Here is a 26,685-nt window from a genome sequence, read left to right on the forward strand (position 1 = left end):
TCAGTGCTTGGGGCCGATGTGGCGGTCCATGAGGGCGACGTCATCACGCCGTGCCACGGAGACATCCTGTGCCCCGGACGCCCGGCGCCTGCTCCGCCAGGACACCCCGACACGTTCCAGCGTGTCGGTGTACAGCCGTGCTATGTCGTCCGAGGTGTTGGTGAAGAAGTAGCGGGGATACTCATACCGCTTCTTTCGGCCGCCGATGGTCTTCTCCGTCCAGTTGACGATGCGCGACCCGTCGGAGTGGATCAGCCCTCGGATGAATGGCCACGGGTAGGCGTCGACGATCTCCTGCTGCCACGGTTCGAGGGCGATGGCCCGCTCGTGCTTCCTACCGGGTCCGTGCTGCGGGAAGAGGCAGACGAGGTGCTTGGAGTACACCTTGACGTCGCGGCACCCGGTCTTCCGTGCCCAGGAGGCCGTGTTGTCGGGGAACACCGTACGCAGGGCCGTCATGGCTTCCTGCTGCACTCCGGGCCAGGCGTCGTCGAGGGTGATCCGCAGGCTCGGCACCCGGTGCTGGCGGGAGTGACTGATGTGCCCGTCCCCGAGGTAGAGCCCGAGAAGGTACGCGTACGCAGCTTCGTCCAGCCCGCGGCCGTCACACCGTGGGCAGAGAGGACGGTAGATCCTTCCGGGGGACTCGCCGCGCCTCGCGCGGTCCTCGTACTTCCAGGAGCCGATCGTGCCGGGCGGAATGTTCAGGGTCCGGGCGACTGCCGCGTTCTTCGCGCCGCTCCGGAGGAGGGTGAGTGCCCGTTGGCGCGTTCCGATGTCGTACATGTGGCCGACGATGCCGGGTGTGGTGACAGGTCCGTGCGCCGTTCGGCGGAGTTCACGCGTGTGGGTGACGATCACTGACTGCTCGTCGACCTTCGAATCGAAGGAAAAGTGCCCCAGGTGGGATTCGAACCCACACTGTCCGCTGTTTGAGAGCGGCCTCTCTGACCAGTTGGAGTACTGGGGCCTTGGAAAGCGAGGGCGATAGCGCCCCTGCGGGGCACCACATTACAGGAGCTAGGTAGGCTCAGGGGAGCAGTACTTGCCCCGCAACGAGGAGCCCGAGTGACCGCCCCCGAGTCGCCCCAGCCCGCCGACGACGCCGCCGACACGTCGCACGTCCCGCCGCTGACGACCCGTGTCGTCATCGCCGAGGACGAGGCTCTCATCCGCCTCGACCTCAAAGAGATGCTGGAGGAAGAGGGCTACACGGTCGTCGGCGAGGCCGGTGACGGTGCCAAGGCCGTCGAGCTCGCCCGTGAGCACCGGCCCGACCTCGTCATCCTCGACGTGAAGATGCCCGTCCTGGACGGCATCTCGGCCGCCGAGAAGATCGCCGGCGAGTCCATCGCCCCGGTCCTCATGCTCACCGCCTTCTCGCAGCGCGAGCTCGTCGAGCGGGCCCGGGACGCCGGCGCCATGGCGTACCTGGTGAAGCCGTTCAGCAAGAGCGACGTGGTGCCGGCCATCGAGATGGCCGTCTCCCGGTTCGCGGAGCTGCGCGCCCTGGAGAAGGAGGTCGCCGACCTCTCCCTCCGCCTGGAGACCCGCAAGCTGGTGGACCGCGCCAAGTCGATCCTGCAGACCCAGTACGGGCTGACGGAGCCGGCTGCGTTCCGCTGGATCCAGAAGACGTCGATGGACCGTCGTATGTCGATGCAGCAGGTCGCGGAGGCCGTGATCGAGGACGCCGAGGAGAAGAAGGCGGCCAAGGGGCAGTAGCCCCGCCCGCCCCCGTACCGAAGAAGGCCCGCCCCACGTCGCTGTGGGGCGGGCCTTCTGATCTGGGGTGGCTCAGTCCTCGCCGAGGTACGCCTTGCGGACGGACTCGTCGTGGAGCAAGTTCTGTCCCGTACCCGACAGGACGACCTTGCCGATCTCCATGACGTGACCGTGGTCCGCCAGGGCGAGCGCGGCCTGGGCGTTCTGCTCGACGAGCAGGATGGTGGTGCCCTGGGCCTTCAGCTCGGCGATCGTCGCCATGATCTTCTGCATCATGATCGGCGAGAGGCCCATGGAGGGCTCGTCGAGCATGAGCAGCTTCGGCTGGGACATCAGCGCCCTGCCCATGGCGAGCATCTGCTGCTCACCACCGGAGAGCGTGCCGGCCGCCTGCCTGCGACGCTCGCCCAGGATGGGGAAGAGGTCGTAGGCGCGCTGGACGTCCTTGGCGATGCCCGCGGTGTCCTTGCGGAGGAAGGCGCCGAGGAGGAGGTTCTCCTCGATCGTCATCCGGGGGAAGATGTGCCGGCCCTCGGGGGAGTGGGCCAGACCCAGCGAGACGATCTTGTGCGCGGGGATCTTGCGGAGGGACTTGCCCTCGAACTTGATCTGGCCGCCGACCGGCTTGAGGAGCCCGGAGAGGGTCCGCAGGGTGGTGGTCTTGCCGGCGCCGTTGGTGCCGATGAGGGTGACGACCTCACCGGCTTCGACGGAGAAGGAGATGCCCTTGACGGCCTCGATCTTTCCGTAGGCGACGCGCAGGTCCTCGACTTCGAGCAGTGCGGTCATGCGTCGTTCTCCTTGCCCGAAGCAGGGTCGTGCGGGGTGTCCTCCGAGGCGTCGTCGGAAGCCGGGGCCGGCTTGTCGGCCGGGGCCTCGTCAGCCTCTTCGGCCTCATCGGCCGGGGCCTCGGGGGCCTCGTCCGCCTCGTCGGCGTCCGGGGTCTCGTCGGTCGCCGGGGTGTCCTCCGCGGCCGGAGCGACAGCCGGAGCGGCAGCCGGGGCGGGGGCCGGGGCCGTGTCCGCCTCGACGGGCTCGCCCAGGTACGCGGCGATGACGCGCTCGTCGCTCTGGACGGTCTGGCTGTCGCCCTCGATCAGCTTCTGGCCCTGGACGAGCACGGCGACCCGGTCGCAGAGGTTGAAGATGAACCGCATGTCGTGCTCGATGACGAGCACGGCGATGCCCATGTCCCGGATGGCGAAGATGAGTTCCTCCGCCGCCCGCGTCTCCTGCGGGTTCATGCCGGCGGTGGGCTCGTCGAGCAGGATCAGGCCGGGGTCGCTCGCGAGGGCGCGGGCGATCTCCAGCTTGCGCTGCTCTCCGTACGGGAGGTTCTTGGCGAGGTGCTGCGCCTTGTCCTGGAGGCCGATGAACTCCAGGAGTTCCATCGCCCGCGTCGTGGCTTCCGCCTCGGCCTTCTTGAAGCCGGGGAGGCGGAGCAGTGCGGACCAGAGGCCCTGCTTCATCCGGGTGTGGCGTCCGACGAGGACGTTCTCCAGGACGGTCATGTTGTGGAAGAGGCGGATGTTCTGGAAGGTGCGGGCGATGCCGGCGTCGGTGACCTTGTACGACGTGGGCGGCAGGACCGTGCCCTTGTACCGGACCTCACCCTCGGTGGGGACGTAGAGGCCGGTGAGGCAGTTGAAGAAGGTGGTCTTGCCGGCGCCGTTGGGGCCGATGAGACCGACGATCTCGCCGCTGTTGACGGTGAGGTTCACATCGCGGACGGCGGTGAGGCCGCCGAAGCGCATGGTGACCCCGCGTGCGTCGAGGACGGTCTCGCCCGCGGCCGGCGCGGTGCTCGCGTCGGCGGTCTTGGTGGTGGTCGTCATGGTTCAGGCACCTGCCTTGGCGAGCGTGGCGGGCGTCTCGTCCTTCTCGTGGAACTCCAGCTGGTTGCGCCGGTTGGCGATCAGGCCCTCCGGGCGGAAGCGCATGAGCAGGATCAGCGCGACGCCGAAGGCGAAGAGCTGGTACTCGCCCATGAACTGCAGCTTGTTCGGGATGAGGAAGAGGAGGGACGCGCCGACCAGGGGACCGCTCATGGTGCCCATGCCGCCGAGGACGACGGCCGCGAGCAGGAAGGCGGAGTTGGGCGGGATGGGGCCGGCGAAGAGGTACTGCTCGGGGGTCACGGTGTAGGTGACGTGGGCCTGCACGGTGCCGGCGAGGCCGGCGAGCGCGGCGCCGAGGGCGAAGGCGATGAGCTTGACGCGGAAGCCGTTGATGCCCATGGCGAGCGCGGCGGTCTCGTCCTCGCGGATGGCGACCCAGGCGCGGCCGATGCGGGAGTCGCCGCTGCGTCGGAAGACGAGCACGACGACGGCCATGATCAGCAGCATCAGGAAGAAGTAGTTGGCGAAGCGTCCGATGGTGAAGCCGGCGATCGAGTGCGCGGCGCCGAAGTCGAACCCGAATATGTTGAGGTTCGGGATGGACGAGATGCCGTTGGAGCCGTTGGTGATGTCGGGTCCGGAGGTGCCGTCGGTGTTCATCACCGAGATACGGAAGATCTCGCCGAAGCCGAGCGTCACGATGGCGAGGTAGTCGCCGCGCAGTCGCAGGGTCGGGGCGCCGATGAGGACACCGAAGACCAGCGAGGCTCCCGCGCCGACCAGGATGGCGGCCCAGAACGGGAAGTGGACGCCGAACGGGGAGGACGGGGCGCCCGAGACGAGGGCGGCCGCGTAGGCGCCGACGCCGAGGAAGGCGACGTAGCCGAGGTCGAGGAGACCGGCGAGGCCGACGACGATGTTCAGGCCCAGGGCGACCGTGGCGAAGATCAGGATGTAGACGCCGAGCGTCGCGTACTGGTCGTCGGTCTGGGTGAAGGGGAAGAGCGCCGCGGCGGTGAACGCGCCCGCGATGGACAGGTTCTGGTGCTTGCCGGTGAGCTGCGTGGCCTGCGCCACGAGGCCCGACTTGCTGACGGCGGCGAAGCCGATGCCGGCCGTGATCAGGAAGCCGAGGAACAGTTCGTCGTACTCGGTGCCGACACCGTAGGTGAAGACGCCGAGGGCGATGGCGAGGACGCCCGCGATGATCAGGATCTCGACGGAGGAGTGCATCGTCGGGAGCCTGCGCGCGGTGCCGGTGGAGGCGAAGGCGGCCTTGAAGGAGGTCCAGCCGTTGCCGGCACGGTGCTTGAACTGGTCCCATGAGGTGTCCTCGGGGTCCACGGGCAGCACCTTCGGCCGCTCGTAGGGGAGGGCGAGGGCGCCGATGAGGGCGAGGAGGCTGGCGAGTGCGACGACCGCGCCGCCGGGCTCCAGGTTGACCGGGCCGCCGAGCTGGATGCTGATGGCGCCGATGGTGAACCAGGCGATGGCGAAGTTGGCGAGGGCGGCGAGTTTGACGGCCGCGTCGCCGCCGGCCGGGGTCAGCCAGCGGGTGCCCTTGACGCCGTACGAGGAGAGGGCGAAGAGGGCGGTGAGCACGCCGGTGACCAGGACCTGCATCTGGAGGCCGGCCGGGGAGCCGTAGTACGTGAGGTCGCCCGGGAAGCGGGGGGTCCAGGTCCAGGCGAGGAAGCAGCTGGCGACGGTGAGGACGCCGCCGCCCAGGGTGAGGGCGCGGGCGGCCGTGGCCGGGATGAAGCCGATGAGGCCGGTCGCCTCGGCGCCGGGCTCGGGGGCCGCGGACGCCTTGGGGTTCTCGGAGATGGTGGTCATGGTGCTCACGCCCTGTCCGCGACGCGCTCGCCGAGGAGGCCTTGTGGCCGGGCGAGGAGTACGACGATGAGGAGTACGAAGGCCCAGACGTCGGCCCAGGACTGGCCGCCGAGCTGCTCCATACCGGGGATGTGGCTGATGTACGCCGTCGCCATGGTCTCGGCGACACCGAGGACGACTCCGCCGATCATGGCCCCGTAGATGTTGCCGATTCCGCCGAGGACCGCGGCCGTGAAGGCCTTGAGACCGAGGAGGAAGCCCATCTTGTAGTCGACCACGCCGTACTTGAGGCCGAAGGCGACGGCGCCGATGGCGGCCATCGCGGCACCGAGGGCGAACGCGATCACGATGATGCGGTCGGTGTTGACGCCCATGAGTTTCGCGGTGTCCGGGTCCTGCGCCGTGGCCTGCATGCCGCGACCGACACGGGTGCGCATCACGAAGAAGGCGAGGAAGGCCATGCAGATCGGGGCGGCGATCAGGAGGAAGACGTCGCCGGTCTGGATGGTGACCGGGCCGATCTCGATGGCGCCGCCGGGGATCTGCGGGAAGGTCCGGGCGGACTTGGCCTCCGGGTACCAGACCCATACGGCGTACTGCAGGGCGAGCGAGAGACCGATGGCCGTGATGAGCGGGGCGAGGCGGGGGCCTCCGCGGAGCGGACGGTAGGCGAACCGTTCCGCTCCGATGGCTATGGTGGTCGCGACGACCACGGCACCGATGATCATGATGGGCAGTGCGACCCACATGCTGGTGCCGCCGGGCAGGATGAGCCAGACCGTGAGGGCCCCGAAGCCGCCGGTCATGAAGATCTCGCCATGGGCGAAGTTGATGAGCTGGACGATGCCGTAGACCATCGTGTAGCCGACGGCGACGAGCCCGTACATGGATCCCAGTAGCAGGCCGTTGACCAGCTGCTGCGGCAGTTCGTTCACCGCATTGTCCTCCGAGACTTTCGACGGATGTGACACCGCGCGGGGAGCCAGGTGCGGCCCCCCGCGCGGTGAAGGTGGTGCTGAGTGGTGGGGTTGATCAGCCGCCGAAGGTGCCGGACTTGACCGGCTTGAAGGCGCCGCCCTCGACCTTGTAGACGGTGAGCTGCTTGTTGGTGGTGTCACCGAACTCGTCGAAGGAGACCTTGCCGCTCACGCCTTCGAAGGAGACACCCTGGACGGCCTCGACGACCTTGGCGCGGGCGTCGTCCGGGAGCTTGCCGCCGTTGCCGTCGACGACCTTCTTGACGGCCTCGATGATGGCCCAGGTCGAGTCGTACGAGTAGCCGCCGTAGGCCTCGTAGGCCTCCTTGTAGCCACCGGTCTTGTAGTCGGCCAGGAAGTCCTTGGCCGAGGCGAGGGACTCGATCGGCGCGCCGACGGAGGTGGCGAAGTCACCCTCGGCCGCCGTGGCGCCCGCGAGCTTCACGTACTCCGGGCTGAAGAGCGCGTCGCCGCCGACGACGACGACCTTCGCGCCGGCTTCCTTGATCTGCTTGGCCAGCGGGCCGGCGGCCGGGTACTCGCCACCGTAGTAGACGACGTCGGCGCCGGAGGTCTTCACCTTGGTCGCGACCGCGGAGAAGTCCTTGGTGTCCGGGTTGATGTGCTCGGTGCCGAGGACCTTGCCGCCGAGCTTCTCGAACTCGCCCTTGAAGGTGCCCGCGAGGCCGGCGCCGTAGGTCTTCTTGTCGTCGATGATGAAGGCCTTGGTCTTCTTGGCCTCGTTGAAGACGTACTGGGCGGCGAACGGGCCCTGGATGGCGTCCGTGGTGGCGGTACGGAAGTACGACTTGTAGCCGCGCTTCTTGTCGCCGGAGGCCCAGTTGACGCCCTGGCTCAGAGCCGGGTTGGTGTTGGCCGGGGAGACCTGCGCCAGCTTCGCGTCGTCGAAGACCTTCTGCATGGCCTCGGCGACGCCGGAGTTCAGCGGGCCGACGACGCCGAGGACGGTCTTGTCGGCGACGAACTTGGTCGCGTTCTGCTGGCCGGCGGAGGGCTGGGCCTGGTCGTCCAGGGACTCCAGCTTGAAGGTCACGCCCTTGACGTAGGCCTTCTTGTTGGCCGTCTTGACCGCGAGGTCGGCCGAGTTCTTGATGCCGAGACCGAGGGCGGAGAGCTCGCCCGTGAGGGGGGCGTCCAGACCGATGGTCACGGTGACGTTGCCGCCGTCGCCGTTCTCGGCGGCGCCGCCCTTGTCGTCGCGCGAACCACACGCGGTGAGGGTGAGCGCTCCCGCGGTGACCGCGGTGGTGAGTATGAGCAACGAACGGTTTCGCACGAAGGGTCCTTTCCCTGGCGCGGCCCCCTCGGATCGAGGCGGTGCCGTGAAGCTGCAAAGCGAGGGGTGCCGTTTTGGAACGCCGGGCCGTACTGGGGTTGGTACAGGGCCGTGCAGTAGAACGCGCCCGGCGGCGCGGTAACTGGCGGTGACTCTAAGCGCAGGTGGGGAGGGTCGGGGAGCGCCGAGGTCAGGATGTGACTGTCTTGTTATGCCGACGGGGAAATGGTGTGCGCGGCGAGTGGGCAAATGGGGGCATAGCGGTCTGTAATGCAGTGTTCACATCGTGAGAACGTGCAGTTCCGCTAAGGGGCTTGAGTGAATCTTGCTCCTGTCGGAGGGCTCGGCCGACTCTCCGGATATCGGACAGTGGCAGAAACCTCAGCGGACGAAAGAGCTCCTCCGCCCCGATCCGTTCCGCTCTGTGCGCCCGTCACTCAGGGTGACGGATGACGTCAGGGGAGCTGGACGTACGGCGTCAGGAACGCACGCGCACCGGGACTGTCCAGCCGATAGGTCACATTGGTGGCGTAGCACGGCGTATCGCCGGTGATCGTGGTGGACACGAGGGTGTACGTGCCGTTGAGGGTGGCGAAGTTGGGGCCGCCCGAATCGCCGTAACAGGCTCCGCCGTTTCCCTGGGGCGCGGTCATGGCGAGCCGGATCCAGGCGTCGTTCAGCGCGTTGAAGGCGACCGGTGCCTTCATGCGGATCCCGCCGCCCGGGTGGGTGTGCCCGCCGGGGCCGCGCCTCGCCTCCTCGGTGCCGTAACCGGCGACCGTGAAGGAGGTGTCGTTCAGGCCCTGCGGGCCGAGCGCGTCGAGGGCGCCCGCGCGGGGGAGGCGGGCCGGGGTGAAGGACCAGCGGGCCTTCATGGCGGAGGCGGGCAGCTCGATCACCGAGATGTCACGGGTGTCGGAGGCCGGGCCGGGGTAGGCGGGGTGGTTGTGGGCGGTGCCCTCGACGGCGACGCTCCGGGCCTGGGCCGCGGGGTCGCCCGGGTGCTCGGCGGCCGCCCGGTCCAGGCCGGCCTGGACGTCCTGGTCGAGCGAGACGTGGAAGCGGACGTTCGCCGGCCAGTCCGTGGTGCAGTGGGCGGCCGTCAGGAAGGTGTTCGCGTCGATCATGGTGCCGGAGCAGACCCAGTCGACGCGGTCGGGAGTCGCGGGATTCCCGTCGGCGTCCCAGGTCGCGACGAGCGCGCCGACCTCGGTGCGCTCGGGGGCGGGGGTCGCGTGGTACGAGTTGATCGCCGAGGCCGGGATCGCGGTGGCGAGGACGGCGGCGCAGGCGGCGGCGGTGACGGCGGTGACGGTGGTCATCGCGTAGGTGGTGCGGACGACGGTCACGAAGAACCCCTCGCTGTGTGAGTGGATGTTCTCCTGTGGGGGAGGTTCGTCAGTGAAGCGGCTGAGGCCGCCTGGGGCAAGAGGGAGTGGAGACAAGGGAGTTGGGAGTCGGGGGTTGTGGTGCGGGAGTGGCGGGGGCGGCGGGCCGGGGCGCTGGCACGGGCGCCGGCACGCGAACGGCGCGGCGCGGGCTCCGGCACGGGCGCCGGCACGCGAACGGCGCGGCGCGGGCTCCGGCACGGGCGCCGGCACGCGAACGGCGCGGCGCGGGAGGGTCGCCCCGTCCCGCGCCGCGCCGTTCGTGCCGGTCGGCCCGCGTTTCCGCCTCAGGCGCTCTCGGCCCGGCCCGCCTCCGGCAGGTCGCCCGCGTCCTTGGCGGTGATCTCGCGCAGCATGCAGGTCAGCCGCGCCGTGCAGACCCGCTTGTCCTGCTCGTCGGTGATCACGATCTCGTACGTGGCGGTGGACCGGCCGCGGTGCACCGGCGTCGCCACGCCGGTGACCAGGCCGCTGCGCGCCCCGCGGTGGTGGGTGCAGTTCAGGTCGACGCCGACCGCGATCTTCGAGACGCCGCCGTGCAGCATCGAGCCGATGGAGCCCAGCGTCTCGGCGAGCACCGCCGAGGCCCCACCGTGCAGGAGGCCGTACGGCTGCGTGTTGCCCTCCACCGGCATCGTCCCGACGACCCGCTCGGCCGAGGCCTCCAGGATCTGCACGCCCATCCGGTTCCCGAGGTGTCCGGCCGAGAACAGCGCCGGGAGGTCGACGCCGAGCGCCGCGTACTCCTCGATGACCTCCTGCGGGAACTTCACGTGCTGCTGTTCACCCATGCCCCGGCTCCGTTCGTCTTCGTACGACTGCTGATCGCGTGCTCACTCGACACACGATCATCCGACTCCGCCTGAGCAAACGCTTAGGCGGAGTGCGATTGTTCCAGACGGACGATCACGGACTTGCTCGCGGGGGTGTTGCTGATGTCCGCCGTCGACTCCAGCGGTACGAGGACGTTCGTCTCGGGGTAATAGGCCGCCGCGCACCCCCGGGGCGTCGGATAGTGCACGACCCGGAAACCGGGCGCCCGCCGCTCGCTGCCGTCGGTCCACTCGCTCACCAGATCCGTGTACGCCCCGTCGGCGAAGCCGAGCCCCGCCGCGTCCTCGGGGTGGACCAGGACGACCCGGCGGCCGCCCTTGATGCCCCGGTAGCGGTCGTCGAGACCGTAGATCGTGGTGTTGTACTGGTCGTGCGAGCGCAGCGTCTGCAGCAGCAGCCGTCCCTCCGGCACCCTCGGGTACTCGACGGGCGCCGCCGTGAAGTTCGCCTTGCCGGTCTTCGTGGGGAAGCGCCGCTCGTCCCGCGGGCCGTGCGGCAGCGCGAAGCCGCCGGGGTTCGCCGCCAGACGCGCGTTGAAGTCGTGGAAACCGGGGACCACGCGCGCGATGCGGTCCCGGATCGTGGCGTAGTCCGCCTCGAACTCCTCCCAGGGCGTGGCCGACCCGGCGCCGAGGACGGCGCGGGCCATGCGCGCCACGATCGCCGGCTCGGACAGCAGGTGCGGGCTCGCGGGCGGCAGATTGCCGCGCGAGGCGTGCACCAGACTCATCGAGTCCTCGACGGTCACGACCTGCTTGCCGCTCTTCTGCACGTCCTTGTCGGTGCGGCCGAGGGTGGGCAGGATCAGCGCGCGCGTGCCCGTGACGGCGTGCGAGCGGTTCAGCTTCGTCGAGACGTGGACGGTCAGGCGCGCGTTGCGCATCGCCGCCTCCGTCACCTCCGTGTCGGGGGTCGCCGCCACGAAGTTGCCGCCCATCGCGAAGAACACCTTCGCCTCGCCGTCGCGCAGCGCCTGGATGGAGCGGACCACGTCGAAGCCGTGGTGGCGCGGCGAGACGATGCCGAACTCCTTGTCCAGGGCGTCGAGGAACGCGGGCGCGGGCCGCTCGAAGATCCCCATGGTGCGGTCGCCCTGCACGTTCGAATGGCCGCGGACCGGGCACACCCCGGCGCCCGGACGGCCGATGTTGCCCCGGAGGAGAAGGAAGTTGACCACCTCGCGGATGGTCGGCACGGAGTGCTTGTGCTGGGTGAGGCCCATCGCCCAGCAGACGACGGTCCGCTCCGAGGCGAGCACCAGCTCCAGGGCCCGCTCGATGTCGGCCCGGTCGAGTCCGGTCGCGGCGAGCGTCTCGTCCCAGTCGGCCGCCTTGGCCGCCTCGACGAACTCCTCGTACCCATGGGTGTGCTGCCGTACGAACTCCTCGTCGACCGCCCCGGCCGTCTCCAGGACCAGTTTGTTGAGCAGACGGAACAGGGCCTGGTCGCCGCCGATGCGGATCTGGAGGAAGAGGTCGGTCAGTGCGGTGCCCTTGACCATGCCCTGCGGCGTCTGCGGGTTCTTGAACCGCTCGAGGCCCGCCTCCGGCAGCGGGTTCACCGAGATGATCCGGGCGCCCGCCTCCTTCGCCTTCTCCAGGGCCGAGAGCATCCGCGGGTGGTTCGTGCCCGGGTTCTGCCCGGCCACGATGATCAGGTCGGCCCGGTGCAGGTCCTCGAGGGAGACGCTGCCCTTGCCGATGCCGATGGTCTCGTTGAGGGCGGAGCCCGAGGACTCGTGACACATGTTGGAGCAGTCCGGCAGGTTGTTCGTGCCGAACTCGCGGGCGAAGAGCTGGAGCAGGAACGCCGCCTCGTTGCTCGTCCGGCCCGAGGTGTAGAAGAGTGCCTCGTCGGGGGAGCCGAGCGCCCGGAGCTCCTCGGCGATGATCGCGAAGGCCCGCTCCCAGGTCACCGGCTCGTACCGCTCGCCGCCCGCCGGCAGGAGCATCGGCTGCGTGATCCGGCCCTGCTGCCCCAGCCAGTACCCGCTGCGGGTCGCCAGGTCCGCCAGTGGGTGCGCGGCGAAGAACTCCGGGGTCACCCGGCGCAGCGTCGCCTCCTCGGCCACCGCCTTCGCCCCGTTCTCGCAGAACTCCGCCACGTGCCGCTTGTCGGCCTCCGGCCAGGCGCAGCCGGGACAGTCGAAGCCGTCCTTCTGGTTGACCTTCAGCAGGGTCCGCGCGGTCCGCACCGGCCCCATCTGCTCCTGGGCCATCCGCAGCGTGTGCCCGATGGCGGGCAGGCCCGCGGCGGAGTGCTGCGGCGGCGTGACCTGCGGTGCGTCCTGGACCGGGTCACCGACCGGCGGCTTGCTGACCATCGCGCTCTCCCTTGAGCGGTAATCCTGTGGCGTACGTCTCCGATCCTGTCACGCGGCACCGACAGCCGGGCGCCTCCGCCGTGTGGACGGGATTGTCGGTGGTCCGTGGCAGGATCGTCATGTGGCCGAGACAGCATCGAAGAACCCCGCAGACACCCGCCCCCGCCTGCTCCTCATGGACGGGCACTCGCTCGCGTACCGGGCGTTCTTCGCGCTGCCCGCGGAGAACTTCACCACCGCGACCGGGCAGCCGACGAACGCGATCTACGGGTTCGCCTCGATGCTGGCGAACACGCTCCGCGACGAGGCCCCCACGCACTTCGCGGTCGCCTTCGACGTGTCCCGCAAGACGTGGCGGTCCGAGGAGTTCCCGGAGTACAAGGCGAACCGCTCGAAGACCCCCGACGAGTTCAAGGGCCAGGTCGAGCTGATCGGCGAGCTCCTCGACGCGATGAACGCGCCGCGGTTCGCCATCGACGGCTTCGAGGCGGACGACGTCATCGCGACCCTCGTCACCCAGGCCGAGGCCGAGGGCTTCGACGTACTGATCGTCACCGGCGACCGGGACTCGTTCCAGCTGGTCAGCGACCGCACCACCGTGCTCTACCCCACCAAGGGCGTCTCCGAGCTGACCCGCTTCACCCCGGAGAAGGTCCAGGAGAAGTACGGCCTGAGCCCCTCGCAGTACCCCGACTTCGCCGCCCTGCGCGGCGACCCGTCCGACAACCTGCCCGGTATCCCCGGCGTCGGCGAGAAGACCGCCGCGAAGTGGATCAACCAGTTCGGCTCCTTCGCCGAGCTCGTCGAGCGCGCCGAGGAGGTCAAGGGCAAGGCCGGGCAGAACTTCCGCGACCACCTGGAGTCGGTCAGGCTCAACCGCCGGCTGACCGAGATGGTCCGGGACGTCGAGCTGCCGAGGACTGTCGCGGACCTCGCCCGCGAGCCCTACGACCGCGGGGCCGTCGCACTCGTCCTCGACACCCTGGAGATCCGCAACCCCTCGCTGCGCGAGCGGCTCCTCGCCGTCGACCCCGGCGCCTCGGAGGAGGCCGCCCCGGCCCCCGCCGCCGGCGTCGAGCTCGACGGCACCGTCATCGGCTCCGGCGAGCTCGCCCCCTGGCTCGCCGAGCACGGCACCGAGCCCCTCGGTATCGCCACCGTCGACAGCTGGGCCCTCGGCACGGGGAACGTGAGCGAGATCGCCCTCGCCGCCGCCGGAGGTGCCGCCGCCTGGTTCGAGCCCAGCTCCCTCGACGAGGCCGACGAGCGGGCCTGGTCCGCGTGGATCTCCGACCCCGCCCGCCCGAAGGTCATGCACAACGCCAAGGGCGCGCTGCGGGTCTTCCCTGAGCACGGCTGGAGCATCGCGGGCGTCACCATGGACACCGCCCTCGCCGCCTACCTCGTCAAGCCCGGCCGGCGCTCCTTCGCCCTCGACGCACTCTCCGTCGAGTACCTCCACCGAGAGCTCGCCCCCGCCGCCGCCACCGACGGGCAGCTCGCCTTCGGCGCCGACGACACCGCGGAGGCCGAGGCCCTCATGACCCAGGCGCGGGCCGTCCTCGACCTCGCCGGCGCGTTCGACGAGCGGCTCGGCGAGGTCGGCGCCCGCGAGCTCCTCCACGAGGTCGAACTGCCCACCTCCGCCCTCCTCGCGCGCCTGGAGCGACACGGCATCGCCGCCGACCGGGACCATCTGGAGGCCATGGAGCAGCAGTTCGCCGGCGCCGTGCAGCAGGCGGTGAAGGAGGCGCACGCCTCCGTGGGCCATGAGTTCAACCTCGGCTCGCCCAAGCAGCTCCAGGAGGTCTTCTTCGGCGAGCTGAACCTGCCGAAGACGAAGAAGACGAAGACCGGCTACACGACGGACGCGGACGCGCTGGCCTGGCTGGCCGCCCAGACCGAGCACGAACTCCCGGTGATCATGCTCCGCCACCGTGAGCAGGCGCGCCTGCGCTCCACGGTCGAGGGCCTGATCAAGACGATCGCCGCCGACGGCCGGATCCACACCACGTTCAGCCAGACCGTCGCCGCCACCGGGCGCCTCTCCTCCACCGACCCGAACCTGCAGAACGTGCCGGTGCGGACGGACGAGGGCCGGGCCATCCGGCACGGCTTCGTCGTCGGCGAGGGCTTCGAGGCCCTCATGACCGCCGACTACAGCCAGATCGAGCTGCGCGTCATGGCCCACCTCTCCGAGGACGAGGGCCTCATCGAGGCCTTCACCTCCGGCGAGGACCTGCACACCACCGTCGCCTCCCAGGTCTTCGGCGTCGAGCGGGCCGCCGTCGACGCCGAGATGCGCCGCAAGATCAAGGCCATGTCGTACGGCCTGGCCTACGGTCTGTCCGCCTTCGGCCTCTCGCAGCAGCTGAACATCGACCCGGGCGAGGCCGCCGGCCTGCGGGACACCTACTTCGAGCGCTTCGGCGGTGTGCGCGACTATCTGCGCCGGGTCGTGGACGAGGCCCGCGCCACCGGTTACACCGAGACCATCCTCGGCCGGCGCCGCTACCTGCCCGACCTCAACAGCGACAACCGGCAGCGCCGCGAGTCCGCCGAGCGGATGGCGCTCAACGCCCCCATCCAGGGCACGGCCGCGGACATCGTGAAGGTCGCGATGCTCAACGTCGACAGGGCACTGACCGAGGCGGGCCTCGCCTCCCGGATGCTCCTCCAGGTCCACGACGAAATCGTGCTCGAACTCGCCCCCGGCGAGCGCGAGCAGGTCGAGGCCCTCGTCCGCGAGCAGATGTCCGCCGCCGCCGACCTCCGCGCCCCGTTGGACGTCTCGGTAGGCGTAGGCCACGACTGGGACTCCGCCGCGCACTGACGGCTCCCCCGTGGGGGCAACGTCCCGCTGGGGCGGACCGTGGGCCCGCCTCAGCGCCACCCCACCCCCGTGTGGGCAATCGTCCCGCCGGGGCGGGACGGGTGGGCACACGGGACGGCGCCCCTGCCGGGCCTAGGCTCCGAGGCTTGGACCCGCACCCCGGGTGCGGGCGGCAGTCGAGGAGCTCGGCTGGTCGCCTCCCACGGGCGCGGGCGCCGCCGGGGCCTCCACCGACGCCGCACCCGACATCGCACCCGGCGGCGCCCCCCGCAGCCGCGCCCCCACCCCGTACAGCACCAGCCCGACGGCGAGCCCCGCGCCGGCCCCGAAGCAGGCCGTCGGAATGACGTCCAGGGGCGTCTCGATCCGCCCCCAGCCCCAGTACGCGGCCCAGCGCAGCACCCGGTGAGCGATCCCGGCGAGGACACAGCCGCCGATCACCCCGGCCGCGAGCAGCCGTCCGCGCCGTCCCGGGACCGGTACCCGGGACGGCAGCTCCACGCCCGGGCCGGCGGAGCGCAGTGCCCGCGTGACGAACCAGCCGAGGAACCCCAGCGCCAGCGCCGAACCCCCGTACTGGGCGTAGACGTAGACGGGGAACCCGCCCACGACGTCACCGAGGAACGGGATCATCCGGGTGCCCCAGCGGTCGATATGGGTGAAGGAGTCCCACACCACATGGGTCGTCGCGCCGAGGATCGCGGAGAGACCGAACCACCCGGCGAGCACGACCGGATGCCGGTCGTGCCAGGGCCGGCCCCGCACGAGCCCGTACACCCGTCCGCGCCACCGGGCGGGCAGCAGCGCCACGAGCGGCTCACGCACGGTCAGCCACAGGGCCACGAGCGCGGCGGTGATCAGGACGTCGGCGGTGACGATCCCGACGGGGGAGTGCGTGACGTCCCCGAGGGCCATCGCCCCGGGGAACGCCGTGGCGGCGAAATAGGTCATGTCGGGCGCGAAGGAGCCCGCGACGAGAGCCGACGCGACCAACGGGCCGCGCGCGGTCCCGTTCCGGCGCAGTCCGGGCAGTACGGCAGCGGCATGGCTCAGCGTGAACGGCAACGGGATGTCCCCCAGGTTCGGGTCGTGACGGTCGCAGTGTGACAGCGGCCGCTGTGCAAGAGGGGCCAGGCACTCCGTCCGGTTCCCGTCCCCGCCGGGACGCCAGGCGGCCGAGAGGTGACGAAAGCGTGAAACACGGTCAGGCGCCGGTGCCGGGCGGGCCGCAGTTGACATAGGGTCGCCGGAGGTCGGACGCGGGGAGCGTGGGGCCGCAGTCGAGGGGGAAGGGACCACCGACATGTCAGCGCACTTGGGCCGCAGGCTGCGCAAGGGAGCCACCAGCGGTGCGGTGGTGGCGGCGACGGTCGCCGCGCTCGCCGCCTCACAGGCACCGGAGATAGCGCCGCCGCCCGCGGACAACGCCGGCGGTGACCGCGCCATCGGCGCCGGGGACACGGCGTCGCCGTCCGGCGACGGCTCCGCCACGGGCGATTCGCCGTACTACACCGCACTCCCGCCGCTGAACACGCCGAACAAGCCCGGCGCGCCCACCAACCTCCCGGTGATCACCGGCCCCGCCGAAGCCGGCATACCCGCGTCCGTGTTCGCCGCCTACCAGCGTGCCGAGCAGTCGATACGTTCGACCAACCCCGGCTGCAACCTGCCGTGGCAGCTGCTCGCCGGTATCGGCAAGGTCGAATCCGGTCAGGCGCGTGGCGGCCAGGTCGACGCCAACGGCACGACCTTCACCCCGATCCTCGGCCCCGCCCTCAACGGCGTCGGATTCGCCAACATCTCCGACACCGACCAAGGCGCCTACGACGGCGACAAGACCCATGACCGTGCCGTCGGTCCGATGCAGTTCATCCCGTCCACCTGGGCCACCTGGGGCCAGGACGCGAACAGCGACGGGAAGAAGGACCCGAACAACATCTACGACGCCGCGCAGGCCGCCGGTCTCTACCTCTGCGCCGACGACCGCAACCTCGCGCTCAAGGCCGACCTCGACCGCGCGGTCCTCAGCTACAACCGCTCCAGGGAGTACCTGAACACGGTCCTCTCCTGGTTCGAGTACTACCAGCGCGGCACCCACCAGATCCCGGACGGCACGGGTGTGCTGCCGGTCGACCGGAGCGACGGCCTGGGGCAGGGCAACCGCCCGACCCCGCCGCTCCCGCTGGTCCCGACGTCGCCCGCTCCGCAGCCCTCCGTGCCGATCACGCCGACGCCGACGGATCCGTCCAAGCCGCCGGTGACCCCGCCGCCGCCGAAGCCGACCCCGCCGCCGAAGCCGCCGGTCACCCCGCCGACGAAGCCGCCCACCGTGCCGCCCGCCGTGAAGGTCGTGCGACTCGCACCCGTCTCGACCGGGGAGCTGACGGCGACCACCGAGAGCGCCTTCGCCCACGCTCCGACGGTCGCGGCGCTCGACTCCACGGGCGCGCCGGTCATCGGGTCGACCATCCGCTTCGAGATCACCGGCGCGACCGACGCCCACTTCGCCGGCGGCGCGACGACCGTCACCGTCACCGTCGGTTCCGCCGGTATGGCCAAGTCCCCCACGCTGCGGGCGGGCGAGAAGACCGGGTCGTTCAAGGTCAGGGCCACCGTCGTGGGCAACAGCACCGTGGCCGCGACCGAGTTCGGCGCGACGGTCACCGCCCGCCAGGCGGACACCCTCGCCCGTGTCGCCGGTGCCCCCCTGTCGGCCACCACCGGCACCGCCTTCACCCAGCCGGTTCAGGTCAAGGCCACCGAAAAGGGCGCCCTCGCTCCCGGTGTGCTCGTCACCGTCATGATCGTCGCCTCCTCGACGGCCACCGAGGAGAGCGCCGACGGCCCGTCCTTCAAGGACGGCGTCCGCACGCTGCTCATCAAGACCGGGCCGGACGGGACGATCCTGCTCCCGCAGCTCTTCGCGGGCGACAAGGCCGGGGAGTACGCGATCCGCTTCACCGCGCTCGGCGGCGGCGACACGGTGGTCAAGCTGACGGTCACCGCGCCCGCGACCCCCACCCCGGACCCGACGCCGGACCCGACGCCGGACCCGACGCCCACCGGCACCGGCTCGCCCGAGGCCTCCCCCTCCGCGTCGACCTCCCCCTCGGGCTCTCCTTCGGCCTGACCCCGACCGCGCCACCGCGCCGCGTCCTCCGCGCCGCTCCTCCGTCCCACCGGACGGAGGAGCGGCGCTTCGCGTTCCCAGGACACGACGGCGCGGTGGTGCGTCGTGTGGTGCGACGTGTTCTCATCTCGCGGTCGCGTTGCTACGGTGCCCCAGCCCTGACGACCCATCAGATCGCATCCCGGGAGGCCGACCATGCGCGCCCTCGTCGCCGCCGCCATCGGACTCGCCCCAGTCCTCCTCTTCGTCCTCCTCGTCTCCGTGGTCGATCTGCCGCCCGACGGCCCCACCTCGCCCAAGCCCCTGCTCACCGCCGATCCCGGCCCCAAGCGGTAAGGGGAGCCACCGTGCGCCGCCGAGCCAGCCTCGTCCTCCTCGCCCTCGCCGTCTTCTGCGCCGCGATGGCCCCCACCCTGCGCTGGTACGCCTTCCCCCGGCTGGCGAAGATCCCGCCGAACCAGTACCAGGAGACCGTCCTGGAGGCGAAGCCCGCGACCCTCCTCAACTACTCCACCCTCAAGGCCGAGAAGGTCGACAAGATCACGATCATCCAGACCCTCAAGGGCAACGTGGAGGAGTCGCGGCGCATCGAACGCGACGCCGGACGCGACGTCGTCGTCTGGGACGCCCTCGCCTACATCACAGGGCCCGACGGCAAGATGGTCTCCAAGGTCCCCGAGCGGTACATCTTCGACGCCCACACCCAGGACCCCGTCCACGCCACCGGCGAGATGGTCGACGGCGACCCCGTCCGGCGCGAGGGCATCGAGTTCAAGTGGCCCTTCCTCACCGAGAAGCGGGACTACCAGTACTTCGACGCCCAGACCCGCACCTCGGCCCCCATCCACTACAAGGGCACCCGCACCTTCCGCGGCACAGAGGTCTACTACTTCGAGCAGACCATCCCCTGGACCGAGGTCCCCATGCCCAAGACCATGCCGGTCGAGGGCATCACCCCGAAGCTCCTCGCCGACTCCGGCCTCACCCGCTGGTACACGACCAAGCGGATGTTCTGGATCGAGCCGGTCACCGGCGCCCCCGTCAACGGCGAGGAGATCCACAAGGAGGAGCTCCGCAACGCCAGGGCGCTGATGGGGCAGGACACCCTCACCGTCTTCGAGGGGCACGTGAAGATGCGCGAGGACTACATCGAGAGCGTCGGCGAGGTGGTCTCCTCCAACCGCCTCATGGTCCTCATGCTCGTCTCCTACCTCCCCTGGAGTCTCACCCTCCTGGCACTGCTCCTCCTCGGACTCGCCCTCTGGCTGGAGGCCCGCTCCCGCCGCCCGGCAGCGGAACCCGCCACCGCCCCGGTCACCCCTCCCGTCTGAGCCGCGCGGTCGTGTACCGGGTCGCCTCCGCCACCGACGGGTCCTCCGGCCACGGGTGCTTCGGATACCGCCCCCTCAGCTCCGCCCGCACCGCCCGGTAACCGTCCCGCCAGAACGACGCCAGGTCGGCGGTCACGGCCGCCGGCCGCCCGGCGGGGGAGAGGAGATGGACGAGCACCGGGACCCCCGCCACCCGAGGCGTCTCGGCAAGCCCGAACATCTCCTGGAGCTTCACCGCGAGGACCGGCCGCTCACCCCCGTACTCGACCCGGATACGGGAACCGCTCGGCACCTCGATCCGCTCGGGAGCCAGCTCTCCCAGCCGGCCCGCCTCGCCCGACGCCCACGGCAACAACCGCCGCAGGGCCTCACCGGCGTCGATCCGCCCCAGGTCCGAGCGCCGCGCGGCCCGGGACAGCTCCGGCTCCAGCCACTCCCCGGCCCGGTCGACCAGCGCCTCGTCCGCCATGTCCGGCCAGGGGCTCCCCAGCTCCCGGTGCAGGAAGGCCAGCCGCTCGCGCAGCTCCCCGGCCTCCCGGCTCCACCGCAGAAGCCCGAGCCCCTCCCGCCGCAGACCGTCGAGCAGCGCCGCCCGCACCAGCGCGGGCGCTGCCCCCGCCCCCAGCGGTCGGACCGCCAGCTCCACCGCGCCAAGACGGTCCACCGAGCGCGCGACCACGTCCCCGTCCTCCCAGTGGACCTCCTCACCCGTGGACCGCAGATGCCCGGCCGCCCGCCGCGCCATCTCCTCGTCCACCACGGCCGCCAGCCGCACCCTGGCCGTGGCGTCCCGCGCCGTACGGTCCGCCACCGCCACGGCGAGCCACGGCGTGGTGCCCAGCGCGGAGCCCTCGGCGAGCTGGGCCCCGCTGCCCGACACCATCAGATAGCCCCCCTGCTCCCGGGCCCTGGCCACCCGCTCCGGAAAGGCCAGCGCCGTCACGAGCCCGGCCACGGCGTCCTCACCGTCCACCGGGCCACCCCCGGCGCTCGCCGCCGCCTCGACGGCCGACCTCTCCAAGCGCCGGGCCTCCGCCTTCCAACGGGCGCCGTACCCGTCCGAGCCCCGGCGTGCCGCACGCCAGGCCGCCGCCAGATCGTCGCCGTACTCGCGCGGCGGCCCCTCGCTGAGCAGCGCCACCACCTCCGCCGCCCGCCGCGCCCCGACCTCCGTCGCGCCGTCCAGGAGAGCGCGGCCGAGCCGCGGATGGAGCCCGAGCCGGGACATCCGTACACCCCGCTCCGTGGCCCGGCCGGCCGCGTCCACGGCTCCGATCGACGCGAGGACCGACCGGGCCGCCGCCAGCGCGCCGGCCGGCGGCGCGTCGAGCAGCGCGAGCCCCTCCGCCGTCGGGTCGCCCCAGCAGGCGACCCGCAGGGCGAAGTCCGCCAGATCGGCCACCTTGATCTCCGGGGACGGGAAGCGCGGCCTGCCCCCGTCGCTCGCCTCCGCCCAGCAGCGGTACACGAACCCGAAGGCCTCGCGGCCGGCCCGGCCGAGGCGCTGGGTCGCCGTCGCCTCGGAGACCGTCACCGTCGCCAGCGAGCCAAGACCACGGGCGTGGTCCGTACGGGGCTCCCGGGCGAGCCCCGAGTCCACGACGATCCGCACCCCCGGCACCGTCAGGCTGGACTCCGCCACCGAGGTCGCGAGGACCACTCTGCGCCGCCCACCGGGCTCAGTACCGCGCAGCACGGCGTCCTGCACCGCCGCGGGGGCCCGGCCGTGGAGCTGGAGCACCTCCGCGTCGACGCCGCCCAGCAGCCCGGCCGTCCGCGCGATCTCCCCCGTACCCGGCAGGAAGCAGAGGACGTCCCCCTCGTGCCGCTCCATCGCCAGCCGGACCGTCGCGGCGACGTGCCGCAGCAGCGCGGGATCCACCCAGGTGCCGTGCGCCGGCCGGATGCCCGAAGGCGGCGCCGCGAAGTGGACCCGGCAACCGTGGCCCTCGCCCTTGCTCCACACCACCGGCGCGGGCCCGCCCCCGTCCAGAACCGTGAGGAGATCCGCCCATGCCGCCGCGTCGCTCGTCGCCGACGCGGCGATCAGCTTCAGCTCCGGGCGCAGGGTGGCCCGTACGTCCACGAGGAAGGCCATCGCCGTATCGGCGTCCAGATGCCGCTCGTGGCACTCGTCGAGCAGGACCACGTCCACGCCCGCCAGCTCCGGGTCGCGCTGCAGCCGCTGGAGCAGGATGCCCGTGGTCACCACCTCGACCCGGGTCGCGGGACCGGCCCGCCGCTCGCCGCGCACGGAGAAGCCGACCGCGCCGCCGACCTCCTCGCCGAGCAGCCACGCCATCCGCCGGGCCGCCGCCCGCACCGCCATCCGCCGCGGCTCGGCCACCAGGACCCGCCGCCGCGATCCGTCCCCTATGAGCCCCGCGAGCGCGAGCGGCACCAGCGTGGTCTTGCCCGTGCCGGGGGGCGCGGACAACACGGCCGTGCCGCGCCGGTCGAGCGCGGCGAGCAGCTCGGGGACGGCATGGCGGACGGGAAGACGGTCGAGTGCGTCGTTTCGGATCACGCACTCAGTCTCGTACGCCTCGCGAGAAGGTGGGTCCCGTTGTCCACAGGGCCCACCTATAAGTACGACAAGCGCACCGCCGACTTACTCCGCTTACTCCGCGCGCTCACAGACGAAGATCGCCGTCCCCGGGATCAGGTTTCCCCGCAGCGGGGACCAGCCACCCCACTCCTGGCTGTTCCACTCCGGCCACTCCGGCTCGACGAGGTCCACCAGACGGAAACCGCCGGCCACCACGTCCCGCACCCGGTCCCCGATCGTCCGGTGATGCTCCACGTACACGGCCCGCCCCTGCTCGTCCTGCTCCACATAAGGAGTGCGGTCGAAATAGGAGGCCGCGATCGACAGGCCCTCGGGGCCCGGCTCGTCGGGGAACGCCCAGCGGATCGGATGTGACACCGAGAAGACCCACCGGCCGCCGGGCCGCAGCACCCGCCGCACCTCCCGGAACACCTTCACGGGGTCGGCGACGAACGGCACCGCGCCGTACGCCGAGCACGCCAGGTCGAAGGAGCCGTCCCGGAAGGGCAGCGCCCCGGCGTCGGCCTCCACCAGAGGCACGTCCCCGCCGATCCGCAGCGCGTGCTGGAGCTGCCGGTGCGAGAGGTCGAGGGCCACCGGCCGCGCCCCCTGCGCCGCCAGCCACCGCGAGCACTGCGCCGCACCCGCGCCGATCTCCAGGACGGCCAGGCCCTTCAGGGAGGAGGCGGGCCCCAGGAGCCCCGCCTCGGCCTCGTCGAGCCCCTCGGGCCCCCATACGAACCGGTCGTCGCCGAGGAAGGAGCCGTGCTCGCTCTGGTACTCGTCGGCGTTCCTGTCCCACCAGCCACGGCTGGCCCGGCTGCTCTCCGCGTCCCCCGCGTCACGCCGGGTCGCCTCCGCCTCGTCCTCGGCCGAGTCCTGGCCGACTTCGTGTTCGTACTCTTGGTTCATCTCGCCCGCCGATGTAGTTTGCGCTCAGTGCCGCCGTGCGGCGGACCCCGCCGTGTGCGGCGCGTGGAAACACGCGTAAAGACATGAGTGGTGCCGGAGTTGAGCGGATCTGCCCCGGGTGCGCGCTTCGCGCATTGACCCTGTCCGGCCGCCCCCGTATGCTAAAGGTTGCGCTGCGGGCCTGCGCGCCTCAGACGGAGCAGGCCGCGCTCGTACCTGTTGTATGTCCCCTCGGTTCTCGAGGCTCCTGCCGTTCGCGGAAGGTGCCTCATTGGCTGTCCGGCTTCTTGGTGCGATACGGGCTCACGGCGTAGCAGTACCTACGACTTTCTGTCCGTAACCGGAGCCCTTTCCCACATGACGAGCAGCACCGAGACCACCGCCACCAGCACCACCCCGCAGGTTGCGGTCAACGACATCGGTAACGAGGAAGCCTTCCTCGCCGCGATCGACGAGACGATCAAGTACTTCAACGACGGCGACATCGTCGACGGCGTCATCGTGAAGGTCGACCGGGACGAGGTCCTGCTCGACATCGGTTACAAGACCGAAGGCGTGATCCCGAGCCGTGAGCTCTCGATCAAGCACGACGTCGACCCGAACGAGGTCGTCAAGGTCGGCGACGAGATCGAGGCCCTGGTTCTCCAGAAGGAGGACAAGGAAGGCCGCCTGATCCTCTCGAAGAAGCGCGCCCAGTACGAGCGCGCCTGGGGCACCATCGAGAAGATCAAGGAAGAAGACGGCATCGTCACCGGTACCGTCATCGAGGTCGTCAAGGGTGGTCTCATCCTCGACATCGGCCTCCGCGGCTTCCTGCCGGCCTCTCTCGTCGAGATGCGTCGTGTCCGCGACCTCCAGCCCTACGTGGGCAAGGAGCTCGAGGCGAAGATCATCGAGCTGGACAAGAACCGCAACAACGTGGTCCTGTCCCGCCGTGCCTGGCTCGAGCAGACCCAGTCCGAGGTTCGCCAGACGTTCCTCACCACCCTGCAGAAGGGTCAGGTCCGCTCCGGCGTCGTCTCCTCGATCGTCAACTTCGGTGCCTTCGTGGACCTGGGTGGCGTCGACGGCCTCGTGCACGTCTCCGAGCTGTCCTGGAAGCACATCGACCACCCGTCCGAGGTTGTCGAGGTCGGCCAGGAGGTCACCGTCGAGGTTCTCGACGTGGACATGGACCGCGAGCGTGTCTCCCTGTCGCTGAAGGCGACGCAGGAGGACCCGTGGCAGCAGTTCGCCCGGACCCACCAGATCGGCCAGGTCGTCCCGGGTAAGGTCACCAAGCTGGTTCCGTTCGGTGCGTTCGTCCGCGTGGACGAGGGCATCGAGGGTCTGGTCCACATCTCCGAGCTGGCCGAGCGCCACGTGGAGATCCCGGAGCAGGTCGTCCAGGTCAACGACGAGATCTTCGTCAAGGTCATCGACATCGACCTCGAGCGTCGTCGCATCAGCCTCTCGCTGAAGCAGGCCAACGAGTCCTTCGGTGCCGACCCGGCCTCGGTCGAGTTCGACCCGACCCTGTACGGCATGGCCGCGTCGTACGACGACCAGGGGAACTACATCTACCCCGAGGGCTTCGACCCCGAGACCAACGACTGGCTCGAGGGCTTCGAGACCCAGCGCGAGGTCTGGGAGACCCAGTACGCCGAGGCGCAGTCCCGCTTCGAGCAGCACCAGGCCCAGGTCATCAAGTCCCGCGAGGCCGACGAGGCCGCCGCTGCCGAGGGCACTGCCGCCCCGGCCGCCGGTGGCAACGCCGGTGCGGGCATCTCGGGTGGTTCGTACTCCTCGGAGTCGGACGACAACTCCGGCGCCCTGGCGTCGGACGAGGCGCTTGCCGCCCTGCGCGAGAAGCTGGCCGGCGGCCAGAGCTGAACAGGCTCTCCGCTGAGCGCTAGCCGCTAGCGAATCGAGGCCCGCTCCCCTTCGGGGGAGCGGGCCTCGGTCGTTCTCCGGGCCCTGGGCCGGACCGAGGTGACCGTCCTGAGCCGGACCGAGGTGATCGCGCGGCGCGGGAATGGTGGTGCCGCACGGGACGTTCCCAGAGAGAACACGAGGAGGAGCGTTAACCGTGCTTGATCCCCAGGATTTGTACGAATGGGACCCGAAGGGTCTGGCCGTCGTCGACCTGGCCCTGGCGCAGGAGTCGGCCGGTCTTGTCATGCTCTACCACTTCGACGGCTACATCGACGCGGGCGAGACCGGTGAGCAGATCATCGAGCGACTGCTTGACACGCTGCCGCACCAGCTGGTGGCCCGCTTCGACCACGACCGGCTCGTGGACTACCGTGCCCGCCGCCCGCTGCTGACCTTCCGGCGCGACCGCTGGACCGCGTACGAGACGCCGTCCATCGAGGTCCGCCTCGTCCAGGACGCCACCGGGGCGCCCTTCCTCGTCCTCTCCGGCCCCGAGCCGGACGTGGAGTGGGAGCGGTTCGCCGCCGCCGTCCGGCAGATCATCGAGCGCCTCGGCGTGCGCCTCTCCGTCAACTTCCACGGCATCCCCATGGGCGTACCGCACACCCGTCCCGTCGGCCTCACCCCGCACGGCAGCCGCACCGACCTCATGCCCGGCCACCGCAGCCCGTTCGACGAGGCCCAGGTACCCGGCAGCGCCGAGGCGCTCGTCGAGTACCGGCTCACCGAATCCGGGCACGACACCCTCGGCGTCGCCGCGCACGTGCCGCACTACGTCGCCCGCTCCCCGTACCCGGACGCGGCCCTCACCGCACTCGAGGCCATCACGGCCGCCACCGGCCTCGTCCTCCCCGCCGTGGCCCACTCCCTGCGGACGGAGGCCCGCCGCACCCAGACCGAGATCGACCGCCAGATCGGCGAGGGCGACGAGGAACTGGTCGCGCTCGTGCAGGGCCTTGAGCACCAGTACGACGCGGTGGCCGGAGCCGAGACCCGCGGCAGCCTGGTCGCCGAGCCGGTCGACCTGCCGTCGGCGGACGAGCTGGGCCGCGAGTTCGAGCGCTTCCTCGCCGAGCGGGAGGGCGACTCCTAGCCCTGCCGGGCCAGGCCCTAAGCTGCCGCTCATGCTGAAGGTGGGCCTGACCGGCGGGATCGGCGCCGGCAAGAGCGAAGTGTCACGGCTGCTCGTCTCCTACGGGGCCGTGCTGATCGACGCGGACCGGATCGCCCGCGAGGTCGTCGAGCCCGGTACGCCGGGGCTCGCGGCCGTCGTCGAGGCCTTCGGGGACGGCGTCCTCACCGCGGAGGGGACGCTCGACCGGCCGAAGCTCGGTTCCATCGTCTTCGCCGACGCCGACCGTCTGGCCGCCCTCAACGCCATCGTCCACCCCCTGGTCGGGGCCCGGTCGGCGGAGCTGGAGAGCCGCGCCGGGACGGGAGACGTGGTCGTCCACGACGTACCCCTGCTCACCGAGAACGGGCTCGCGCCGCTGTACGACCTGGTCGTGGTGGTGGACGCGTCCCCGGAGACCCAGCTCGACCGGCTCGTACGGTTCCGTGGCATGGCCGAGTCCGAGGCGACGGCCCGGATGGCGGCCCAGGCCACGCGCGCGCAGCGGCTGGCCGTCGCGGATCTCGTGATCGACAACGACGGACCGCTCGACGCCCTCGAACCGCAGGTGCGGAAGGTCTGGGACGAGCTGGAGCGCAGGGCGGCGGGAGCCGCGTAGGGCCCGGCCGACGGTGACGTCGGGCGGCAGGGCGGGGGCCGCCGTGTCCGGGGCGCTGCGTCTCGGGGA

At 71.0% G+C, this 26,685-nt stretch carries 20 protein-coding genes and 1 tRNA gene; 8 read left to right on the forward strand and 13 right to left on the reverse strand.

What is annotated here, in order from left to right; all coding sequences use genetic code 11:
- Together ACIRB7_RS27830 and ACIRB7_RS27835 are read right to left on the reverse strand one after the other, a co-directional pair.
- Entirely contained in the window at window positions 1-786 is a 786-nt protein-coding gene (locus ACIRB7_RS27830; protein WP_403603683.1) for a helix-turn-helix domain-containing protein, read from the reverse strand.
- A gap of 109 nt (window positions 787-895) precedes the next feature.
- Window positions 896-970: transfer RNA gene (locus tag ACIRB7_RS27835), tRNA-Leu, on the reverse strand.
- A gap of 98 nt (window positions 971-1,068) precedes the next feature.
- Here ACIRB7_RS27835 and ACIRB7_RS27840 point away from each other — a divergent pair.
- Complete coding sequence (locus ACIRB7_RS27840) at window positions 1,069-1,725, forward strand: ANTAR domain-containing response regulator (RefSeq protein WP_403603685.1); 657 nt, start codon at window positions 1,069-1,071, stop codon at window positions 1,723-1,725.
- 72 nt (window positions 1,726-1,797) lie between these two features.
- Here ACIRB7_RS27840 and ACIRB7_RS27845 read toward each other — a convergent pair whose 3' ends face one another.
- From ACIRB7_RS27845 to ACIRB7_RS27880, 8 genes are all read right to left on the reverse strand, one after another.
- Complete coding sequence (locus ACIRB7_RS27845) at window positions 1,798-2,514, reverse strand: ABC transporter ATP-binding protein (protein WP_403603687.1); 717 nt, start codon at window positions 2,512-2,514, stop codon at window positions 1,798-1,800.
- Entirely contained in the window at window positions 2,511-3,560 is a 1,050-nt protein-coding gene (locus tag ACIRB7_RS27850) for an ABC transporter ATP-binding protein (RefSeq protein WP_403603689.1), read from the reverse strand. The genes ACIRB7_RS27845 and ACIRB7_RS27850 overlap by 4 nt, the downstream gene beginning before the upstream one ends.
- 3 nt (window positions 3,561-3,563) lie before the next feature.
- Window positions 3,564-5,408 carry a branched-chain amino acid ABC transporter permease gene (locus ACIRB7_RS27855; RefSeq protein ID WP_403603691.1) on the reverse strand — a complete coding sequence of 615 codons (1,845 nt, stop codon included), beginning with the start codon at window positions 5,406-5,408 and terminating at the stop codon, window positions 3,564-3,566.
- On the reverse strand, window positions 5,405-6,334 hold the full coding sequence (locus ACIRB7_RS27860) for a branched-chain amino acid ABC transporter permease (protein ID WP_351213041.1): 930 nt from the start codon (window positions 6,332-6,334) through the stop codon (window positions 5,405-5,407). Before ACIRB7_RS27860 ends, ACIRB7_RS27855 begins: the two co-directional genes overlap by 4 nt.
- Window positions 6,335-6,431: 97 nt before the next feature.
- Entirely contained in the window at window positions 6,432-7,673 is a 1,242-nt protein-coding gene (locus ACIRB7_RS27865; RefSeq protein WP_403603693.1) for a branched-chain amino acid ABC transporter substrate-binding protein, read from the reverse strand.
- A 455-nt stretch (window positions 7,674-8,128) separates the two neighbouring features.
- Window positions 8,129-9,022, reverse strand: coding sequence for a trypsin-like serine protease (locus ACIRB7_RS27870; protein WP_403603695.1), 894 nt, complete (start codon window positions 9,020-9,022; stop codon window positions 8,129-8,131).
- 326 nt (window positions 9,023-9,348) lie between these two features.
- The gene (locus ACIRB7_RS27875) at window positions 9,349-9,852 is read right to left on the reverse strand and encodes a PaaI family thioesterase (protein ID WP_403603697.1); all 504 of its coding nucleotides are present in this window, start codon (window positions 9,850-9,852) and stop codon (window positions 9,349-9,351) included.
- An 83-nt stretch (window positions 9,853-9,935) separates the two neighbouring features.
- A complete protein-coding gene (locus ACIRB7_RS27880) occupies window positions 9,936-12,218 on the reverse strand; it encodes an FdhF/YdeP family oxidoreductase (RefSeq protein WP_403603699.1) in 2,283 nt (760 codons plus the stop codon).
- A gap of 121 nt (window positions 12,219-12,339) precedes the next feature.
- On the opposite strand from ACIRB7_RS27880, the gene polA reads away from it, so the two are divergent.
- Window positions 12,340-15,051 carry a DNA polymerase I gene (polA, locus tag ACIRB7_RS27885; protein WP_403603701.1) on the forward strand — a complete coding sequence of 904 codons (2,712 nt, stop codon included), beginning with the start codon at window positions 12,340-12,342 and terminating at the stop codon, window positions 15,049-15,051.
- 132 nt (window positions 15,052-15,183) lie between these two features.
- On the opposite strand, the gene ACIRB7_RS27890 is transcribed toward polA, so the two are convergent.
- A complete protein-coding gene (locus ACIRB7_RS27890; protein ID WP_403603703.1) occupies window positions 15,184-16,116 on the reverse strand; it encodes a DUF4184 family protein in 933 nt (310 codons plus the stop codon).
- A 238-nt stretch (window positions 16,117-16,354) separates the two neighbouring features.
- On the opposite strand from ACIRB7_RS27890, the gene ACIRB7_RS27895 reads away from it, so the two are divergent.
- From ACIRB7_RS27895 to ACIRB7_RS27905, 3 genes are all read left to right on the forward strand, one after another.
- Window positions 16,355-18,181, forward strand: a complete 1,827-nt coding sequence (locus ACIRB7_RS27895; RefSeq protein WP_403603705.1) for a lytic transglycosylase domain-containing protein — start codon at window positions 16,355-16,357, stop codon at window positions 18,179-18,181.
- Between the two features lie 195 nt (window positions 18,182-18,376).
- Complete coding sequence (locus ACIRB7_RS27900; protein ID WP_351213024.1) at window positions 18,377-18,517, forward strand: SPW_0924 family protein; 141 nt, start codon at window positions 18,377-18,379, stop codon at window positions 18,515-18,517.
- Between the two features lie 11 nt (window positions 18,518-18,528).
- Complete coding sequence (locus tag ACIRB7_RS27905) at window positions 18,529-19,512, forward strand: DUF3068 domain-containing protein (protein WP_403603707.1); 984 nt, start codon at window positions 18,529-18,531, stop codon at window positions 19,510-19,512.
- Here the strand turns inward: ACIRB7_RS27905 and hrpB are convergent.
- Window positions 19,496-22,039: an ATP-dependent helicase HrpB gene (hrpB, locus tag ACIRB7_RS27910; RefSeq protein ID WP_403603709.1), complete on the reverse strand. Its 2,544-nt coding sequence runs from the start codon at window positions 22,037-22,039 to the stop codon at window positions 19,496-19,498. The genes ACIRB7_RS27905 and hrpB overlap by 17 nt on opposite strands.
- A gap of 93 nt (window positions 22,040-22,132) precedes the next feature.
- On the reverse strand, window positions 22,133-22,972 hold the full coding sequence (locus ACIRB7_RS27915) for a class I SAM-dependent methyltransferase (RefSeq protein WP_403603711.1): 840 nt from the start codon (window positions 22,970-22,972) through the stop codon (window positions 22,133-22,135).
- Window positions 22,973-23,329: 357 nt separating this feature from the next.
- Here ACIRB7_RS27915 and rpsA point away from each other — a divergent pair, with 357 nt between their 5' ends.
- The 3 genes from rpsA to coaE all read left to right on the forward strand — a co-directional run bounded on the left by rpsA (window position 23,330) and on the right by coaE (window position 26,616).
- Entirely contained in the window at window positions 23,330-24,844 is a 1,515-nt protein-coding gene (rpsA, locus tag ACIRB7_RS27920; RefSeq protein ID WP_403603713.1) for a 30S ribosomal protein S1, read from the forward strand.
- A gap of 196 nt (window positions 24,845-25,040) precedes the next feature.
- Window positions 25,041-25,979 carry a PAC2 family protein gene (locus ACIRB7_RS27925; RefSeq protein ID WP_403603715.1) on the forward strand — a complete coding sequence of 313 codons (939 nt, stop codon included), beginning with the start codon at window positions 25,041-25,043 and terminating at the stop codon, window positions 25,977-25,979.
- A gap of 31 nt (window positions 25,980-26,010) precedes the next feature.
- A complete protein-coding gene (coaE, locus tag ACIRB7_RS27930; protein ID WP_403603717.1) occupies window positions 26,011-26,616 on the forward strand; it encodes a dephospho-CoA kinase in 606 nt (201 codons plus the stop codon).
- Window positions 26,617-26,685: the final 69 nt, after the last annotated feature.

This window comes from Streptomyces sp. NPDC093795, assembly GCF_044764665.1.
Classification (GTDB): Bacteria; Actinomycetota; Actinomycetes; order Streptomycetales; family Streptomycetaceae; genus Streptomyces.

Coding starts and splice junctions, on each gene's coding strand:
- ACIRB7_RS27845 (WP_403603687.1), bottom strand. CDS start 2,514: ATGACCGCACTGCTCGAAGTCGAGGACCTGCGCGTCGCCTACGGAAAG.
- ACIRB7_RS27915 (WP_403603711.1), bottom strand. CDS start 22,972: ATGAACCAAGAGTACGAACACGAAGTCGGCCAGGACTCGGCCGAGGAC.
- ACIRB7_RS27875 (WP_403603697.1), bottom strand. CDS start 9,852: ATGGGTGAACAGCAGCACGTGAAGTTCCCGCAGGAGGTCATCGAGGAG.
- rpsA (WP_403603713.1), top strand. CDS start 23,330: ATGACGAGCAGCACCGAGACCACCGCCACCAGCACCACCCCGCAGGTT.
- ACIRB7_RS27895 (WP_403603705.1), top strand. CDS start 16,355: ATGTCAGCGCACTTGGGCCGCAGGCTGCGCAAGGGAGCCACCAGCGGT.
- ACIRB7_RS27880 (WP_403603699.1), bottom strand. CDS start 12,218: ATGGTCAGCAAGCCGCCGGTCGGTGACCCGGTCCAGGACGCACCGCAG.
- ACIRB7_RS27900 (WP_351213024.1), top strand. CDS start 18,377: ATGCGCGCCCTCGTCGCCGCCGCCATCGGACTCGCCCCAGTCCTCCTC.
- coaE (WP_403603717.1), top strand. CDS start 26,011: ATGCTGAAGGTGGGCCTGACCGGCGGGATCGGCGCCGGCAAGAGCGAA.
- ACIRB7_RS27830 (WP_403603683.1), bottom strand. CDS start 786: ATGTACGACATCGGAACGCGCCAACGGGCACTCACCCTCCTCCGGAGC.
- ACIRB7_RS27850 (WP_403603689.1), bottom strand. CDS start 3,560: ATGACGACCACCACCAAGACCGCCGACGCGAGCACCGCGCCGGCCGCG.